The sequence below is a fragment of the Cohnella endophytica genome (assembly GCF_003628305.1).
GTDB classification, from domain to species: domain Bacteria; phylum Bacillota; class Bacilli; order Paenibacillales; family Paenibacillaceae; genus Cohnella; species Cohnella endophytica.
In genome coordinates, this window is the sequence record NZ_RBZM01000011.1 from 1 (window position 1) to 16,976 (window position 16,976).

At 53.6% G+C, this 16,976-nt stretch carries 11 protein-coding genes; 2 read left to right on the forward strand and 9 right to left on the reverse strand.

What is annotated here, in order from left to right; translation table 11 throughout:
- Positions 1-525: 525 nt before the first annotated feature.
- Positions 526-942, forward strand: coding sequence for a DUF4395 domain-containing protein (locus D7Z26_RS23060; RefSeq protein WP_120979390.1), 417 nt, complete (start codon positions 526-528; stop codon positions 940-942).
- 85 nt (positions 943-1,027) lie between these two features.
- On the opposite strand, the gene D7Z26_RS23065 is transcribed toward D7Z26_RS23060, so the two are convergent.
- The gene (locus D7Z26_RS23065; protein WP_158602412.1) at positions 1,028-3,604 is read right to left on the reverse strand and encodes an outer membrane protein assembly factor BamB family protein; all 2,577 of its coding nucleotides are present in this window, start codon (positions 3,602-3,604) and stop codon (positions 1,028-1,030) included.
- A 265-nt stretch (positions 3,605-3,869) separates the two neighbouring features.
- Complete coding sequence (gene ligA, locus D7Z26_RS23070) at positions 3,870-5,897, reverse strand: NAD-dependent DNA ligase LigA (protein ID WP_120979392.1); 2,028 nt, start codon at positions 5,895-5,897, stop codon at positions 3,870-3,872.
- Between the two features lie 175 nt (positions 5,898-6,072).
- Here ligA and D7Z26_RS23075 point away from each other — a divergent pair, with 175 nt between their 5' ends.
- Positions 6,073-6,447, forward strand: coding sequence for a hypothetical protein (locus tag D7Z26_RS23075; protein ID WP_233567150.1), 375 nt, complete (start codon positions 6,073-6,075; stop codon positions 6,445-6,447).
- A 40-nt stretch (positions 6,448-6,487) separates the two neighbouring features.
- Here the strand turns inward: D7Z26_RS23075 and D7Z26_RS23080 are convergent, their stop codons facing one another.
- The 7 genes from D7Z26_RS23080 to D7Z26_RS23110 all read right to left on the reverse strand — a co-directional run bounded on the left by D7Z26_RS23080 (position 6,488) and on the right by D7Z26_RS23110 (position 16,926).
- Positions 6,488-7,501 (reverse strand): S66 family peptidase, encoded by a 1,014-nt coding sequence (locus tag D7Z26_RS23080; RefSeq protein ID WP_120979394.1) that lies wholly within the window; start codon positions 7,499-7,501, stop codon positions 6,488-6,490.
- Positions 7,498-9,861 (reverse strand): DNA helicase PcrA, encoded by a 2,364-nt coding sequence (pcrA, locus tag D7Z26_RS23085; RefSeq protein WP_120979395.1) that lies wholly within the window; start codon positions 9,859-9,861, stop codon positions 7,498-7,500. The genes D7Z26_RS23080 and pcrA overlap by 4 nt, the downstream gene beginning before the upstream one ends.
- Entirely contained in the window at positions 9,851-10,570 is a 720-nt protein-coding gene (pcrB, locus tag D7Z26_RS23090) for a heptaprenylglyceryl phosphate synthase (protein ID WP_120979396.1), read from the reverse strand. Before pcrB ends, pcrA begins: the two co-directional genes overlap by 11 nt.
- A gap of 624 nt (positions 10,571-11,194) precedes the next feature.
- Positions 11,195-11,854 carry a MarR family transcriptional regulator gene (locus D7Z26_RS23095; protein WP_120979397.1) on the reverse strand — a complete coding sequence of 220 codons (660 nt, stop codon included), beginning with the start codon at positions 11,852-11,854 and terminating at the stop codon, positions 11,195-11,197.
- A gap of 126 nt (positions 11,855-11,980) precedes the next feature.
- Positions 11,981-12,859: a UTP--glucose-1-phosphate uridylyltransferase GalU gene (gene galU / locus D7Z26_RS23100; RefSeq protein ID WP_120979398.1), complete on the reverse strand. Its 879-nt coding sequence runs from the start codon at positions 12,857-12,859 to the stop codon at positions 11,981-11,983.
- 21 nt (positions 12,860-12,880) lie between these two features.
- Positions 12,881-14,242, reverse strand: coding sequence for a UDP-glucose dehydrogenase family protein (locus D7Z26_RS23105; protein WP_120979399.1), 1,362 nt, complete (start codon positions 14,240-14,242; stop codon positions 12,881-12,883).
- Between the two features lie 167 nt (positions 14,243-14,409).
- Positions 14,410-16,926 (reverse strand): U32 family peptidase, encoded by a 2,517-nt coding sequence (locus D7Z26_RS23110; RefSeq protein ID WP_120979400.1) that lies wholly within the window; start codon positions 16,924-16,926, stop codon positions 14,410-14,412.
- Between the last annotated feature and the right edge of the window lie 50 nt (positions 16,927-16,976).

The following is a 16,976-nucleotide window of genomic DNA, read 5'->3' on the forward strand; positions in this document are numbered from 1 at the left end:
CTTCTTATTAAAGAGCCTTTGAGGCTCAATCTGTATTGCTGGTTTGTCTCCGCCGACTCGAAAGTCGACCTCGACGATTGTTTGTTTCTTACGCTCAATGTTCAGTTTTCAAAGAACAATTTGTGTTGCTAGTTTGTATCGTTTGTTTCGTTATTTCGTTGTCGTCTTGAGGCGACTTAAAGAATATATCACAGACTGCTAGGCGAATGCAACCCTTTTTTCACATGGAATTTTAATACAGTTAATCATCTCTTCTAAGCCCTTTAATCGTTACGCTTGAAGTGGCCTATTCGAATGACTCCGCGCACCAGAGATTGCCGAACTACCGGCACCCTACATATCCGCCATACCTCCTTCCTCATCGATTATCCGAATGAACCTACATATGTAAGATCAAGATCGCTCTAATGAAGAAAGGCATATCGGGAAACGCATTAGAAAAAGATGAATCTATCCATTGTTATTTGATGCGTTATGAATTACATTAAATACAAGTAAACTCATCAACATTAGGGGTGAACACTCATGCACGAGGTGCCCATGCGTTATGTGAAAGCGAATCAGATCGGAATCGTTCTTTTCGTTATCCTTTCTTTTTTGATTCAACCCTGGTTGTTGGCAGCCCTATGGATTATTCAGGTCGCGGGATTGTTATCCGAAGGAAAGCTTAACTTGTTCGTCCTCCTAGCTAAACGAGTATTGAGAGGTCCCGGACAAGAAACGCAAGCGGTGGAACTTCAGCGTTTCAACAATACGTTAGCCATCCTCTTTCTCACGTTATCGCTTCTATCGTTCGCTTTCGGTTGGCAGATCGTCGGTTACGCCTTCGCAGCCCTGATGTTGCTTGCGGCAAGCGCGGCATTGCTCGGCTATTGCATCGGTTGCACGGTCTACTTCTGGTTCAAGCAAATTCGGGCCGGCAGAAGGTTCCGCAGAACTTAAGCGCACATAACGGGAAGAAGCATCTCCGGCTCACCGGAGATGCTTCTTTTTTGCTTTCATCATCGTAGATCAAGTTGACCGCGAATTAACGAATACCCGAGAGACTGACTTTTCCAAAAAAACCGTTCGACGAACCCACATACAAGTCGCCGCCCAAAACGGTCAAACTACCATATACTTGATCGCTTGGCGTAACTTCATGATACCCGACCCTAACATCGAGAAGACGAGAGTCAATGCTTCCGTTTGTTTTACTTACCGTATAGACATCGGCAACCTCTTCAACAAGCAGCTTACCGCCGAACGGCCTCAACATCCCGAACGCGGGGACCGCCGTTTGCCATATCACCTTGCCAGCCGATATATTGGCTGCTGCGGGCTTTCCGTCCAAGCGGAAGTAAATTCTTCTTCCCTCGACAATCCCCCGATCCGCTTTCCCTTTAACCGCCCATAAAGTTTTGCCGGTTCTCGCGTCGATCAAGGCGCTAGTGATATCCTTGCTATCATACAAAGCCACACCGTCATTCGATTGCTGCTTGAACAAATAGCGCTCGTCGATTCCGTCATAGTGGGTGCCATCGTCGAAAAGTATCGGTAAGGCAAGCTTCGTTTTGCCTGTCACGGCATCCGTCAGAATAAGAGAATCGACCGATTTCGTCCAATAACCGACCGGTTGGCCGTTGGGGAATCGACGATCCACGGTAAGATGAGGGTCCCACTCGTTTACCGCTAACCTTTCTTCGGTCTTCCACTTCGGCTTGCCGTCAAGCGGATTGAGCGCCGTAAGCTTGGCATCCGCAAGCAATTGGGTGCCCGTCTGGAGAAGCAAGTATGGCCGGTCGCCATTTTGAGTAATTAAATTACCCTCGCCTTGGTAACTCTTGCTCCATAACAACCGTCCTGTACGAATGTCGCGCGCCTCGATATGCGTCGTTTTTCGCCCCTCGTCCCCTGTAACGTACGAAATTGCGACAACCTTGTCCGCCGCGGCATATCCGTACTCCCAGATCCCGCCTTCAACTCTGAAAGTCTTCTCCCATTTCGAATTTCCCGTCTTCGTATCGATCGCGAGCAAACGATGTTTGGAATACGCAGGACCGCTCTCCAACTGCTTATAGAAGACAATCGTCTCGCTCTCCTCAGAATAAGCGTAAAGATGAATCTCGTGTCCAAAATCGTATTTCCACAGCCTTTTACCTGTATTTCGATCCAAACCGTACAGATGAGAAGCCTCATGCATGCCGCTAAATCCATTGTCTTCCCCTGCGACTAGCAAAGTACTCCCGATCGTTCCCACCAAGTAATTGTAGGGAAGCTCCGTTCGAACGCGCCATTTAAAATCTATGGAACGGGATGTCACCAGAGGTTTGCCTTTCTCCAGCTCCCCTGCCTTATGAAATCGCGTCGGCTCCTCCGTCGAATAAGTCTGATCGATACCGAACCCGTCCGGAATTGTCTCATCCCTATATCGGTAAGCTAACAACTCCCCCTTGTCCGACCAGGTTATCGTAAGCTCCGTCGACTTTTTTTCGTATCGCCATATTTTCAGCGTCTTAAGCTTGCCGGGTTCCGCGATGTTGTCCGACGTTTCTAGAAAATCCGGCTTGCCGAAAACCTGCTCCGCTCGTTTCTGCGTCAGACCGAACCGAAGCTCCGAACGAACCGCCGATGCGATAATTTGCGGAGTCGCGATTGAATCGTCGTACAATGAAGATACCTTCCCGTTTTCCTCTACTTGATTTTTATTCACCCACACCAAACCTAGATTAGGCCGACCCGCGCGATCGGGAACGGCTATTCCGTACCAATCGCCGTAGCTGCGCAAAGCGTATACTCTCTCGCCGGCTTCTAACTTGATTGCATCATCGACGGCCGCGGGATACCATTTAGCGCCGTTAACTTCTTTTATCGAAAGCCCCGTCGGCGGAATGTCTTGAGCTTGCGGCGCTTCTTGGGTGAAATACCACGTCGGCACCCAAGCCGTCACTCCGTCATCGTTCACTTCGACGAATTCCTTTGTTAGTGCCGTAATGGTCACTTCTCTTCGAGGATCGGCCATGTAGCCGAAAGACGGCTGAGCCGAGCCGATTAAATCGTACCCAAGCGCGTACTTCTTCGTTTTGATTTTCTGCCCGACGCGAATACCGTATTTGGACGCAAGCTTATTGTCTTCCGACGAGGACGGAGTTCGAATCGCTCCGACCGCGGGTATATAACTTCTCTTGTAGCCTTGGGCATCCCGATCATAGGAAACGGCATACGAAAGGGATCCGGATGGAGACCAGTACAGCCGGAGGCTCGCGTCCTTCGCGGTGTCGGAATAGGTCCACGTATCCATCGGCACCCATTCGGCGTTCCAATAGAGAGATGACGTTTCCGTCTCGTAGACATCTCCGAATGCTTTTCTTGCATCCTCGGCCGACATCGCCAACGACAATTCAGCCTTGATCGTGTCGTAGCTTATTCCCGCAAACTTATTCGACGATTGAGAAGGTGACGAGGCAGTTGTTATCGGTAGAGCGATTTCCTTAAGCTCCAAGTTAGTCGGAGCGGAGGGTTCGGCGGATGAGCTTGAAGCATCCTTATTCGGCGCATTCGTGCAGCCTGCAAATAAGACGGTCAGAAGCAGCATAAAGAGGTAACGCCAGACGGGCTTGTTCATTTGATTTCCCCCATCGATTTGCATTGTACTGATTAGACGAGGATAGCAGGAAATAGTTTCAATATTCTTCCAAGTTATTAAGCGTGCGACTCCTCATGGATCTGGTTATCCGAAAGGATATATAAAAGTATAATTATATGAGAATTTAACGATAAAAATAGTAAGGAAGCGCCAAATGGCGCGGGGTGAGCGTGGCGGGTGAGGGCGTTTGGAGGATGGGATGAAAAAAGGGCGAATCCGTATTGGATTCGCCCCTAGAGAGGGTTTAGTTCGATTCGCCGAGCAGACGAAGCAGTTCGTTCTCGTCTTCCAACACGGGAACGCCCAAATCCCGCGCTTTGGTCAGCTTGCTGCCCGCGCTTTCGCCGGCAATGACCAGATCGGTTTTCTTAGATACGCTGCCCGACACCTTGGCTCCGAGCGCTTCCAGCTTGCGAGCGGCTTCATCGCGGGACATGAGGGAGAGCGTGCCCGTGAGGACGACGGTTTTGCCGAATAGCGGATGGCTCGCATCCGCCGCCGCGGCTGCGGGAGCAGAAGCTTGCGGCGCTACGCCGTATTCGCGCATCCGGGCGATTCCGGCTTGAGCCAGCGGATCCCGGAAATAGCCGAAGATGCTCTCTGCGACGATGCCGCCTACGTCCGGCAAGCCGATCAGCTCATCGGCTCCCGCGGCCATCAGTCGATCCAAGTCGCCGAAATGGTCCGCGAGCATTTTCGTCGTCGCTTTGCCGGTGTTCGGAATGCCGAGCGCATTCAGGAACGAGGCAAGAGGCCTCGTCTTCGATTTCTCAAGCGCCGCCAACAGGTTCGTCGCCTTCTTCTCTCCGAAGCGCTGCAGCTTCACGAGATCGTCGAAGTTAAGGGCATATAAGTCCGCAGGCTCGCGAACGCCTAACTCGTCGTACAATTGCTCGGCGGTCTTACCGCTGAACGTCTCGATGTCCATGCAATCGCGGGATGCGAAATGGGTGATCCGTCCGATGATCTGCGGCTTGCAACCAAGACGATTGTTGCAGAACAAATGCGCGCCTCTCATTTCGAGAGGAGATCCGCAGCCCGGGCATTCGGTCGGCACTTCGATCGTACCGCCCTCCTCGTCGTCCGCCTTGCCTAGAATTTCGGGAATGACGTCATTCGAGCGTCGAATGAACACCCGCGTGCCTAGCGCATGGGACAGATTTTTACGTTCGATGTCCCCGATGTTGTTCAGCGTGCAATTCTGCACGGTAACACCCGCTAGATCTACGGCTTCTACTCGCGCGAGCGGAGTGACTTTGCCCGTTCTACCTAGCTCCCAAGAGACGGACTCGAGCACCGTCGTCGTTTCTTCCGCCTCGAACTTGAATGCCACTGCCCAACGCGGAAATTTGTCCGTGTAACCCAACGCTTCCCTCGTTCTCATATCGGTTAGTTTAATAACCGCTCCGTCGATTAAGTAATCGAGTTGGCCGCGGCGTTCGACGATCGCTTCCAGCTCGGCTGTCAATTCTTCTATGGACGAGAAATATGCGGTATATGGATTGACCGGGAATTTATTTTCCCGCAGGAAAGCCATCATCTCGCGATGATTAGCGAAGCTGACGCCTTCCGCGTAACCGACGTTATAGAAAAAAGCATCCAAACGCCGCGAAGCCGTAATCCGCGGATCGAGATTGCGAAGCGCCCCTGCCGCCCCGTTACGGGCATTCTTCAGCGGCTCGGCGGCCGTCTTGTTGTACTCTTCGAGAACGGACAGACGCATGAAGCCTTCCCCTTGCACTTCAATCGTTCCGCCTGCGAACCCGATCGTTAGAGGAACGGTTCTAATCGTACGAAGCTGGGCAAGAATGCCTTCCCCGACTTCCCCGTTGCCCCGCGTCGAACCCTGCGCCAATTCTCCGTCCCGATAAGTTAAGTTCAGGGACAAACCGTCGAACTTCAGTTCTACGACGTATTCCGGAGCAGGCAAAGGCTTATCCGGGTTTTTGGCATTGTAATCGGCGATTAGCCGATTCGCCCGGGCAGCCCAAGCCGCCAAGTCCTCGATATTCTGAGCCTTGTCCAAGCTCCATAACCTCGACAGATGGCGATGGGGTTCGAAGCCTTTCAGAATTTCCCCGCCGACCCTGCGAGTCGGGGAATCCGGAAGTATCGTCCCGCTTTCTCCCTCCAATCTCGTCAATTCGTCGTAGAGTACATCGTATTCTTTATCGCTGATCGTTGGATTATCTTCCGTATAGTATCGATGGCTATGCGCGTTAAGCTCAGCGACGAGCTCCCGCATCCGCTCCGCGATTCCGGTTTGCGCCATTCTTGTTTTGACCTCGTTTCGGATTGAAAATAACAGGCTTTTTCATTAGTCTATTTCAGCGTAGGAAGCGTGTCAAATCAAGCTTTCATCACGGGAATACGTGCCGTTTTGCTGTTTCACGTTCATATCCTCCGGTTTAATGGTTGATAGTCGCACAACCTAGGAGGTGAGAGAGATGGACAAGCAACGTTACTACGTCTCCGTCTCTGCATGCATGATCGGAACGGAGCCTTCGTTAACCGACCAGTTGACCATTCTCGCAACGAAAGAAGAAAGAGACCAGTTGCTAAGGCTACTCGAAAAGGAACAAAAGAGGACGGAGGAAACTTATCTTCGCGCCCAAATCCCCTATAAATCCGCAGACCGGGACAAAGCGACTCGTAAATACAACGACGCCCTCATCGATATTTATCGATTCATCTATCGAGTCGGGACGATCGAGACGCGCAGACATATCGAATATATGGATATTCTAGAAGAGCTCCGAACGCCCGATTATAGACAAAAAGGATACGGACACGAAGGTACCGACAGCTTGGGCACGCGTTAAAATGCGACAAGACGGCCACCGGGGCCGTCTTGTCGTATTCTCAAGGGAGAAAAGTTTGCTTCACGGTTCCTTTGCCCTCGGCGACTTCGATCTCGGCATATGCTCCGTTAACGAACGTCATTTGGGGAGGGACATGCCCGCAATCGATATCGTACACGATCGGGATTCGCAGCTCTTCCGATAGCTCCTCATAGACATCTTCCACGGTGTAGCCATCGACCGGCCGATTGGCTGAACTTCTTCCGAACAGAATACCCGAACAATCGTCGAACCATCCCGCCAATTTCATCTGTACGAGCGACCTTCGCAAATCGACGGTCGATATTTCGCAATTTTCCAACACCCATACGATAGGTTCGTCATGAGCGAATTGCCGTCTGAAACGTTGAACGTCTCCATACGGAGTTCCGATCAAGTGACGAACGACATCGATGCAACCGGCAAGCACTCGCCCCTGCATCGTGACCGCCCGGTTCCCGACCACGCGCCACTCGGTCGGTTCCTGCAAATGGAACACGCAAGGAGACGGAGTATCATGCGTCCACTCCTTCTGGTAGAGAGGCGACGAATACTGCGTTACGGACTCCCCTTGTCGCGTGGACAAGGCGGCCTGCCACTTCGCGGACGTTTCGTCGGAATAATCCCCTCTAAGATCGATAAGATTCGTTCCGTGAGCGGTCGCTATTCCGGTCGTTAACGTCACGGCCAGCAAGAGTACGCTCAAATCCGAATACCCTAATATCCACTTAGGCCGGATATCCTCGAATCGGACATTTTCCAGCATCTCGATGAGGAGTTCGCCTCCCCAAGGGGGAAAGATCAACCCGATCCGGTCGTCGGCCATCATCTCGTTAAATTCGTTGGCGCGAGTGCTTGCCGGAGCCGACTTCGCCTTATGTTGCGTCCAGACCGTAGGCCCAACCGTTAAGGAGAAACCTTTCTCCTCCATCCGACGGATCGCGAGTTTCATCATATCATGCAATTCGGGGCTCACGCCCGATGAAGGAGCCGTTACGCCGATGTTCGCGCTTTTATCCCAGGTAGGATAGATCATATCTTCGTGACCGGAGCGAATGCCGCAAGCAGTCTCTTGACGCCGGTCGGCGCAGGGAAGGCGATCTGCAGTTCCGCGTCGTTGCCCGTGCCTTTAACCGCAACGACGGTGCCGATTCCCCATTTCGCATGTTGTACTTTATCGCCGGCCGCGATCGCCATGCCGTCGCCGACGGGCTTAGCCGCCGAAGGCGTTGGCGATGAGGTTATCTTCGCACCGCCGTTCATGGGCACTACCGTAGGTCGTGCGCCGAAACCGGATGGCGTATTGCCTCCGGATGGAGAATAAGAACGGGAGCCAAAGCCTCCGCCGGTTCCCGGGCGGGAACCGTATCCGCCGAAGGAGCCCGATCGTCCGCCACCGGCCGGCGCGAATCCTTCTTTCAGCTCGCTCGGAATTTCTTCCAAGAAACGCGAAGGAGGATTAGAGCCCGTTCTTCCGTAGAGCAGTCTGGAACGGGCATTCGTGAGGTACAGCTTCTTCTCCGCTCTCGTGATGCCTACGTATGCGAGCCTGCGTTCCTCTTCCAGTTCGTCTTGTTCTTGAAGCGAGCGACTGCTCGGGAAAATCCCTTCCTCCATCCCGACGATAAACACGACGGGAAACTCCAAGCCCTTCGCGCTATGCATCGTCATCAGGATGACCGCGTCCCCGGCATCCTCGTCGTCATCATCCATCGAATCGATATCGGCGACAAGCGCGAGCTCGGTCAGGAAGGAGACGAGCGATTTATCGTCGTTGCGTTTCTCGAACTCTTGCGTAACCGAGAGGAACTCCTCGATATTTTCAAGGCGGGATTTGGATTCAAGCGTGTTTTCTTGTTGCAGCTCCAGCCGATATTCCGTCAATTCTAGCAGCTTCTCGGTCAGCTCCGTCACGGACAAATATTCGACCATCGAGCTTAGATTGTTAATGGTCTCACGGAATCCGGATAGCGCGGCTTTCGCGCGAGACTGAATATCCAGATGGTACAGCCCGTCGCCGAGCAAACCGTCGCCTTCGTTCAAGAAACGCAGGATGGACACGCCTTTGCGAGTCGCCTCGTCTTGGACTCTGGACATCGAAGTATCGCCCAATCCCCGCTTCGGCACGTTCACGATCCGCAGCAAGCTGTTATCGTCGTCCGGGTTAGAGATAAGTCGCAAGTAAGAAAGGATATCCTTGATTTCTTTGCGATCGTAGAACTTGATGCCGCCGACGATCTGGTACGGAATTTCCGACTTGATCAGCACTTCCTCGACGACCCGGGACATCGCGTTCGTCCGGTACAGGATCGCATGGTCGGCGTAACGACGCGCGCTCTGCCGGTTCTTGCGGATTTCCCCGGCGATGAAGTAACCTTCCTCATGCTCGGAATCGCCCGAATAGACCGTAATTTTATCTCCGCCGGATTGGTCGGTCCATAGGTTTTTGGCTTTGCGACCCGTGTTGTTCTTGATGACCGAGTTCGCCGCGTCCAGAATGTTGGAAGTCGAACGGTAATTCTGCTCGAGCAGAATGCTTCTGGCTTCGGGGTAATCCGCCTCGAAGTTCAGGATGTTCGTAATGTCCGCGCCGCGCCAACGGTAGATCGATTGGTCGCTATCGCCGACGACGCAAATATTGTGGTGCTTCTCGGCCAGCATTTTGCACAACGTGTATTGGGCTTTATTCGTATCCTGGTATTCATCGACGTGAATATATTTGAACTTGTTCTGATAGAATGCGAGAACGTCGGGAACGTCCTTGAACAGTTGGATCGCCAGCAACAAAAGATCGTCGAAGTCGAGCGAGTTGTTCGCCTTCAACCTTTTCTGATACTGCTTGTATACTTTAGCCACGATATCTTGAAAATAATCCCCTTGCTTCTGTTCGTACTGAGCCGGAGACATCAGTTCGTTCTTCGCGGCGCTGATGGCGGCTTGAACGGCTTTCGGTTCGAATTTCTTCGTATCGATATTGTTGTCCTTCATGACGTTCCGGATAACGGATAGCTGGTCGGTCGAATCGAGAATACTGAAATTGGAGCCGAAGCCGATTCTCTCGATATCCTTGCGAAGCACGCGGACGCACATCGAGTGGAACGTACTTACCCAAATGTCTCTGCCGGACGGACCGACGAGCTTGGACACCCGCTCCTGCATCTCGCGCGCGGCTTTGTTCGTAAACGTGATCGCCAAAATGCTCCAAGGAGCCGCGAGCCGCTTGGAGATGATGTGGGCAATCCGATGGGTTAGCACGCGGGTCTTGCCGCTCCCCGCTCCCGCCATGATAAGCAGAGGTCCTTCCGTCGTAATCGCGGCTTCCTTCTGCCTCGGATTCAGTTTATTAATAGAAGCATCGATATCGATCGAGCTTGAGTTATCCCGTTCAAAAAACATGATCTTGCTCCTTTGCCGCTGGTTTCACCGCGCCCACCGTCGCTAACGCGGCTCCCAGATTATCGTATATGACGTTTCCGACGACGATCGTATCGGCTGCCGCCGCGGCTTGCTCCGCTTTATCGGGGCCGTCGATTCCGCCGCCATAAAATAGATGTGCTTGCTTTAGATTAGATTTGATTCGCTTGAGTAAATCCATGTCGCCGAAAATCCCGCTATACTCCACGTATAGCACCGGCACGTTCCATAACCGATCGGCCACTTGGACGTAAGCCAGCGCTTCGTTAGGCGCTAGGTTCGCTTCCGCTCCGGTAAGACGGGCAACCGTCGAATCGGGGTTTAGGACAAGATAGGCCTCGCCCGCGATAGATTCCCAAGGCATGAGGTGCCCGAACTCTCGCAAGGCATCGACGTGATGGCCGATCAGCCATTCGGAGCGTTTCGTGTTAAGCACGCTCGGGATGAAATAGCCGTCGAAGCCGGGTACGCCGCATGTCGGATCGGATAGCTCGAACGCGCACGGCACCTCGTACCTGCGTATCCGCGACATCAGATCCACCGTGTTGTCGAAAGTAACTCCGCTGGAGCCGCCGACCAATATCGCGTCCGTCCCGGATAGGCATAGCGCATCCAGCGTCTCGTCGTCGATCTCGCGTTCAGGGTCCAGCTTAAATACGTGCCGCCATTCGCTATAAAAAGTAGGGAGCATGCTGCCTCCAATAGGAACAAGTGTTTACTTCTAGTTTACAGGAACTCCGGGTATCTTCCAAGAAGGAATGAAAGGGAGTTGGTGAAGGTGCGGTTAAGCGATTCGGCAGGAAGGGGCTGTAAGTAACGTTTCTTTACTTACACACCTCTTCTCACGTTATCGTCGGGCTGTAAGTAACGTTTCTTTACCTACACACCTCTTCACACGTAGTCACCGGGGCTGTAAGTAACGTTTCTTTACTTGGACGCCTCTTCTCACGCTATCGCGGGGCTGTAAGTAACGTTTCTTTACTTGCACGCCTCTTCTCAAGCTGTCGTCGGGCTGTAAGTAACGTTTCTTTACTTACACGCCTCTTCGAACACTACCGCAGGGCTGTATGTAACATTTCTTTACTTGCACACCTCTTCTCACGCTGTCGTCGGGCTGTAAGTAACGTTTCTTTACCTACACACCTCTTCTCACGCTACCGCAGGGCTGTAAGTAACATTTCTTTACTTGCACGCCTCTTGGAACGCTATCGCGGGGCTGTAAGTAACATTTCATTACTTACACGCGCATAGGAAGGAAAAGGAATACTTCGTACGAATTGATTCGAAAGCCATCATGACGAAAGCAAGGCAACTGCTACAGCAAAACTCTTCTCGCTTTCTCTTGCAACTCGTAGGAGTGCACGCGCAGGCCCCCGCTTCCAAGCGGTTTGAGCAACCCCTTGGCCACAAGCGACTTGAGTACTTTAATCACTGTCGGCTTGCTAAGCAGCAAACAAGAACATGCATCCTCCAGCCGCAAGGCGCGACTGAGGCCTATCGAATATCGAAGGATTTCCCGCTCGTTTACGGATAGCCCCTGCTCCGATGCGCCGCCCTTGCTCGCACGCTGCCCAAGTATCGAATACAATTGTCGTCTGCAAACTTCGGGCCTCTTGTCTATATCGTCCCAACTAAAAGGAATAAACGTATAGCCATACTGCGCGAACGTCCGGATTCTCATTTTCTCGAAATCGAAACGCTCCCTCGTAATCACCTCCGCATGGCTGACGAAACCTTCGCATTCGATGATCGCCCTAATGGGCGAGAAGAAGAAATCCCCGTAAATCTTCACGCCGGTTAGACTCAGCAACTCCTTCTCCATCTCCAATTCGTCGAATGCCCCGATAACCGGCCAAATCACTTCCTTTAGCAGCTTAACCTCTCCGGTCAGATTACGGTTCAACATCTCCAGTCTTCGGCCGTCCGCCGAGCCTTTCTGCTCCTCGAAATACCGTTCAAACTCCTTATCGAACATATTCCCTCTCCACTCCCTCCGAAAAATGAAAACGCCGCCTATCCCGAATGGGACAAGCGGCGTGTGCTTCACGCTTAACGAATATAGTTTAAGTGTACCAAACGAGTGAGAACGCGTCCAATCCATTCACCCTCTAAGCTTCTCTTCCAGATAAGCCCTAACTTCGTCCTTCAAGTCCGGACGCTCCAAAGCGAAATCGATAATCGTCTTCAGGTACCCCAGTTTTTCTCCCGTGTCGTACCGAGTACCATAGAAGTTATAGGCGAACACAGATTCATCTCGCATCAGGCGGGAAATCGCGTCGGTAAGCTGAATTTCCCCTCCGGCGCCGACGTCCTGGGTTTCCAAAATATCGAATATCGCCGGCGTTAAAATATATCGTCCGATGATGGCCACGTTGGACGGGGCCCGTTCGGGCGAAGGCTTCTCGACGACTCCGCGCACCTTCAGAATCCGGTCGCCGTCGCCGCCCGAAGGGTCCGGGTCCACGATTCCGTAACGGGACACTTCCGCCTCGGACACTTTTTTCACCGCGAGCACGGAGCCCTGCACTTGGTCGTAGACGTCCATCATCTGCTTTAAACACGGAACGTCGTCGGATTGCACGATGTCGTCGCCGAGCAGCACCGCGAATGGCTCGTTGCCGATGAACTTGCGGGCGCACCAGATCGCATGGCCGAGACCTCGCGGTTCCTTCTGGCGAATATAATGAATATCGATGAGATCCGATGGCTTCTGAACTTCGGACAGAAGATCGAGCTTCCCCTTGGACAACAAGCTCTGCTCAAGTTCGTAGGAGCTATCGAAATGGTCCTCGATCGCTCGCTTGCCTTTGCCTGTCACGATGAGAATGTCTTCGATGCCGGATGCGACCGCCTCTTCGACGATGTACTGGATACCGGGCTTGTCGATAATCGGCAGCATTTCCTTGGGCATCGCTTTCGTAGCCGGGAGGAATCTCGTTCCCATCCCCGCAGCCGGTATGATCGCTTTGCGAATTCTCATGAACGGGCACCCTCTCTGGACTTACGTTACGGGCTCGCCGGCCTTCCTCGAAGGTTCCTTCGGAATGACGGGCAAACGACCGACGCCGATGCATACGACGCCTTGCGCGTTTAACGCGGCAGCATCGAGCGCATTTCTTCCATCCATAATTATAGGGCGGTTCATCCAGTTTTTAAAGTCTTCCGCATTTATCTGTCGAAATTCGCGCCACTCGGTGACGATAATGGCCGCATCGGCGCCTCTTAATGCCTCTTCGGCGGAATCGCAAATCGTAACGCCGGAAGAAACGACTTTGCGGGCCGCATGATTCGCTTCAGGATCATAAGCGGTAATCGCGATGCCCGGATGGCGCCGGTTCAGCTCCGCGATCAGCCGAAGCGACGGAGCTTCGCGAATATCGTCGGTACCCGGCTTGAACGCGAGCCCGAGCAGCGCCACCTTGCGACGGCTCGGATCGGACAGCGCGGCTTCCAGCTTGCGAACCATGCGGAGCGGAAGCATCGCATTGGCCCTGACGGCCGCCTCGACGATCGTCTGCGGGGCTCCCGCTTCATCGGCCATGCGGACGAGCGCTCGCGCGTCCTTCGGCAAGCAAGAACCGCCGTAGCCTAAGCCCGCCGCGAGAAAGTGCGGCCCGATCCGCGGGTCAAGGCCCAGCGAGTGAGCCACCGACGGATAGTCCGCTCCCGTTTGTTCGGCAAGCGCCGCGATCTCGTTCGCGAAAGAAATTTTGACCGCAAGGCAAGCGTTCGCGGCCAACTTAGCTAGCTCGGCGCTACGCCGGTCGGTCATCATTATCGGGCCGGGCAACCGCTGATGCATCTGATTTAACCGCTCGGCCGTAGTCGCGTTAGCCGTGCCGATTACGATACGGGTAGGTTCGAAGAAATCCCGGACCGCGCAACCTTCTCTCATGAATTCCGGAATCGACACGACGTCTACCAAACAATGAACGGGCAGACGGTTTCTGATTCTCGACTCCGCTCGTTCTGCCGTGCCGATCGGAACGGTGCTCTTAATCGCGATAATTTTCCGCGAATCGTTGGCGGTCGCCGACCAGGGCTCCAATCTGTCGATAACCGACCAGAGAGCGGCTAACGACATTTCCCCCGTATCCTCCGAAGGAGTGCCGACCGCCAAAAACACAAGCTCCGCCTCATGCATGATCGCCGAAGGATCATGTCCGAAAGTCAGTCGTCCCGCTGAAGTATTACGGAGCACTAACGCTTCCAATCCCGGCTCGTGGTAGGGAATTATCCCGCGGGACAGTTGGGCGATCTTAGCCGTATCGATATCCACGCAATGTACCGAATGTCCGAGATCCGCGAACCCCGCTCCCGTCGTTAACCCTACGATCCCCGCTCCTACGATCGCTATTTTCATCGTGCGCGCCTCCTCTATATGAACCGAATGCCTAGACTCTATAGATGCTTGCTCCGATTGTAGCACCCGAGTAAAAACAAACTTCCATGATTGTGTTAGAGGAACGTAAATTATGGGCGCGCAAAAACGCCCCCCAGCCTTCGCCGGAGAGCGTGATCGTCCTCTATTTACTTCACCAATTGCCCGCGAGTAACTCCGAGCTGGTTGGTCGCCTTCAACTTGCGCCACACTTCCGGACCGCCGATCTTGCCGTCGATCGCGGCGCGGTAGAGCGTAAGCACTTCGCGAACTTTGTCCGCGTTCTCTTCCAGGAATTCGACCCGGTATGAACGAACGCCAAGCTCCATGAACGTGTCCAAGTACTCCGCGCCCGATTGCTCGATCGCATTGTACACCGTATTGCGGCAGCCTTCGTCGACTCGCACGGGATGAGACATGCCGATTCGGTCTTGCAGCGACGCCCGCTTCTCCTCGCAAGGACGGCCGCAGTTCGTGAAGTCCGTCCCTTCGCTCATGAACGTACAATAGACGCAATGCTCGGTGTGGAACATCGGCATATGTTGGTGGATCACCAACTCCAGTCTGGAGGTGTCCGAACGGCGCAGCATATCGACCATCTGCTGAATGTTCAAGTCGTACGAAGGCGTTACCCAGTCCAAGCCCGCTTCGCGGAAAAGATTAACGGTCTTATGGTTGGCCACATTCAGCGAGAAGTCGCCGATCAGCTCCGGATGTTGTTTGTCCGGGTTCTCCATGCGATCCTTCAAATAATAGTAGAGAGCGCCCGTGTTCCGAACGAGTACCGCATCCGGCTTCAGGTTCAGAATGTTGCGATGGTAGCCGTTCTCGCCCGGCATATGAATGCGCGGCGTAACGAGCGCGATTCTCTTGCCCGCTTCGCGACATACTTTGATCGCGTCTGGGAACTGCTTGATGAATTCGAAGTCGGCGTAGATAAGCTCTACGTCCGTTCCAACGACGGCCTTCACCTGCTCGAGCGTACGGCATAGAGCGGTCAGGACAACTTCGCTCGGCTTCACGGAAACGTCCGTGTCTTTGGAGTCCGAGAATTCGGCGATCTGACGTTTTATATATTTCGGCGGTTGTTCCCGCAGAATTTCCAATTGTTCCGCGGCTTCCCGGCGCATCCGGTTCAACTCGCGCATCGGAACGATTACGTCCCCTTTCAGCGCTACCTCCAACTGATCGAGATAGTAGAGCGTGCCGCCTAGACGTCCCAACTGATCCTGGAGCACCTCATGACCCAGCGGACGTTTCTCCGCCCGCTCAAGCGGCATCTCCGATTCGACGGCTACAGTCGTTCCTTTGCCGGGATCGGTCCATATCGTACGTAGCGGAGAGCCTTCTTGTCCGAAAACCGACACCGCCAGAGGGAATGTCCGGTAAGGCTTCTCCGTCTCGAACGTGGTACGCAATCTTCTATCCAGCGCGGGGTCGCTCGTCTTCCAAATTCGGTCCCCTTCATGAAGCCGGTTCAGGTCGACGTCGTTGCGGCCCGGAACGATCTCGATCCGCTCGCCTTCAGGTGCCTCGCCCTCAAGCTTATGTCCGCCGCGGCGAACGTCATAGACGCGGCCGCCTTCTTCCTTCTTCGTCGGATCGCCGGCATCGAACACGATGCCGTCTCCCCGCTTCAGCGGAGCTTCCAGCAAACAAACGACGGAGTCTCTTAGAATCTTCTCCACCTTGCCGAGATAGACGCCGCGACTTTTCGGGTACGTGCCCTCTACGAGCTGCTTGTTGTTCGTGCCGTCCAGGAATCCATGCGTGAAACCCCTGGAGAAGCTTTGTTGCAGCTCGCGAACCTCTTCCTTCGAAGGCTCCGATTCGTCTCCTTCGAAATACTTGTCGATCTCTTTGTTATACTTGCTGACGACGTTAGCCACGTATTCCGGGCTCTTTAGCCGTCCTTCTATTTTAAAGGAAGTAACACCCGCTTCGATCAATTCCGGCACGATATCGATCGCGGCCAAGTCCTTCGGCGATAGCAAATACGCGATGTCCCCCATCGGCTGTTGAACGCCGTCGACCATCAGATCGTATGGCAAGCGGCAAGCTTGCGCGCATTCTCCGCGGTTCGCGGAGCGGCCTCCCCACACCTCGGAAGTCAAACATTGTCCGGAGTACGAAACGCAAAGCGCGCCATGCACGAACACTTCCATCGGCAGCTTCGCTTGCTCGCCGATTTTCCGGATTTGCTTCAAGTTGTTCTCGCGACCGAGAACGACTCTCTCGATGTTGAACGGCTTCGTGAATTCGACCGCCTCGGGCGAGGTGATCGTCATCTGCGTAGAGCCGTGAATCGGGAAGTCCGGGGAAATCTCGCGAATCATTTTGACCAGTCCAAGGTCCTGCACGATCACCGCGTCCACGCCAGCGTCGATGCAAGCTTCGATCAGCTTGCGAGCTTCGGGCAACTCGTCTTCGAACACGAGAATGTTAAAGGTCAGGAACCCCTTCACTCCGTATTTATGAAGGAACGCCATAATCTCGGGCAATTCGTTCGTCTGGAAATTATGAGCGCGCGCCCTTGCGTTAAACTTCTCCACGCCGAAGAACACCGCATTGGCCCCGTTCGCAACGGCGGCCCTCATGCATTCCCAATCTCCCGCCGGTGCCAGTAACTCGATATCATCACGCCTTAAGGCGTTTTTGTCCGTCATTCTTCTATATCCTCCAAACCGCTTACCTACGCGGTAATCATCTTCTGATA

Coding starts and splice junctions, on each gene's coding strand:
- D7Z26_RS23095 (WP_120979397.1), bottom strand. CDS start 11,854: ATGTTCGATAAGGAGTTTGAACGGTATTTCGAGGAGCAGAAAGGCTCG.
- D7Z26_RS23105 (WP_120979399.1), bottom strand. CDS start 14,242: ATGAAAATAGCGATCGTAGGAGCGGGGATCGTAGGGTTAACGACGGGA.
- D7Z26_RS23110 (WP_120979400.1), bottom strand. CDS start 16,926: ATGACGGACAAAAACGCCTTAAGGCGTGATGATATCGAGTTACTGGCA.
- ligA (WP_120979392.1), bottom strand. CDS start 5,897: ATGGCGCAAACCGGAATCGCGGAGCGGATGCGGGAGCTCGTCGCTGAG.
- galU (WP_120979398.1), bottom strand. CDS start 12,859: ATGAGAATTCGCAAAGCGATCATACCGGCTGCGGGGATGGGAACGAGA.
- D7Z26_RS23065 (WP_158602412.1), bottom strand. CDS start 3,604: ATGAACAAGCCCGTCTGGCGTTACCTCTTTATGCTGCTTCTGACCGTC.
- D7Z26_RS23080 (WP_120979394.1), bottom strand. CDS start 7,501: ATGATCTATCCTACCTGGGATAAAAGCGCGAACATCGGCGTAACGGCT.
- pcrB (WP_120979396.1), bottom strand. CDS start 10,570: ATGCTCCCTACTTTTTATAGCGAATGGCGGCACGTATTTAAGCTGGAC.
- pcrA (WP_120979395.1), bottom strand. CDS start 9,861: ATGTTTTTTGAACGGGATAACTCAAGCTCGATCGATATCGATGCTTCT.
- D7Z26_RS23075 (WP_233567150.1), top strand. CDS start 6,073: ATGGACAAGCAACGTTACTACGTCTCCGTCTCTGCATGCATGATCGGA.
- D7Z26_RS23060 (WP_120979390.1), top strand. CDS start 526: ATGCACGAGGTGCCCATGCGTTATGTGAAAGCGAATCAGATCGGAATC.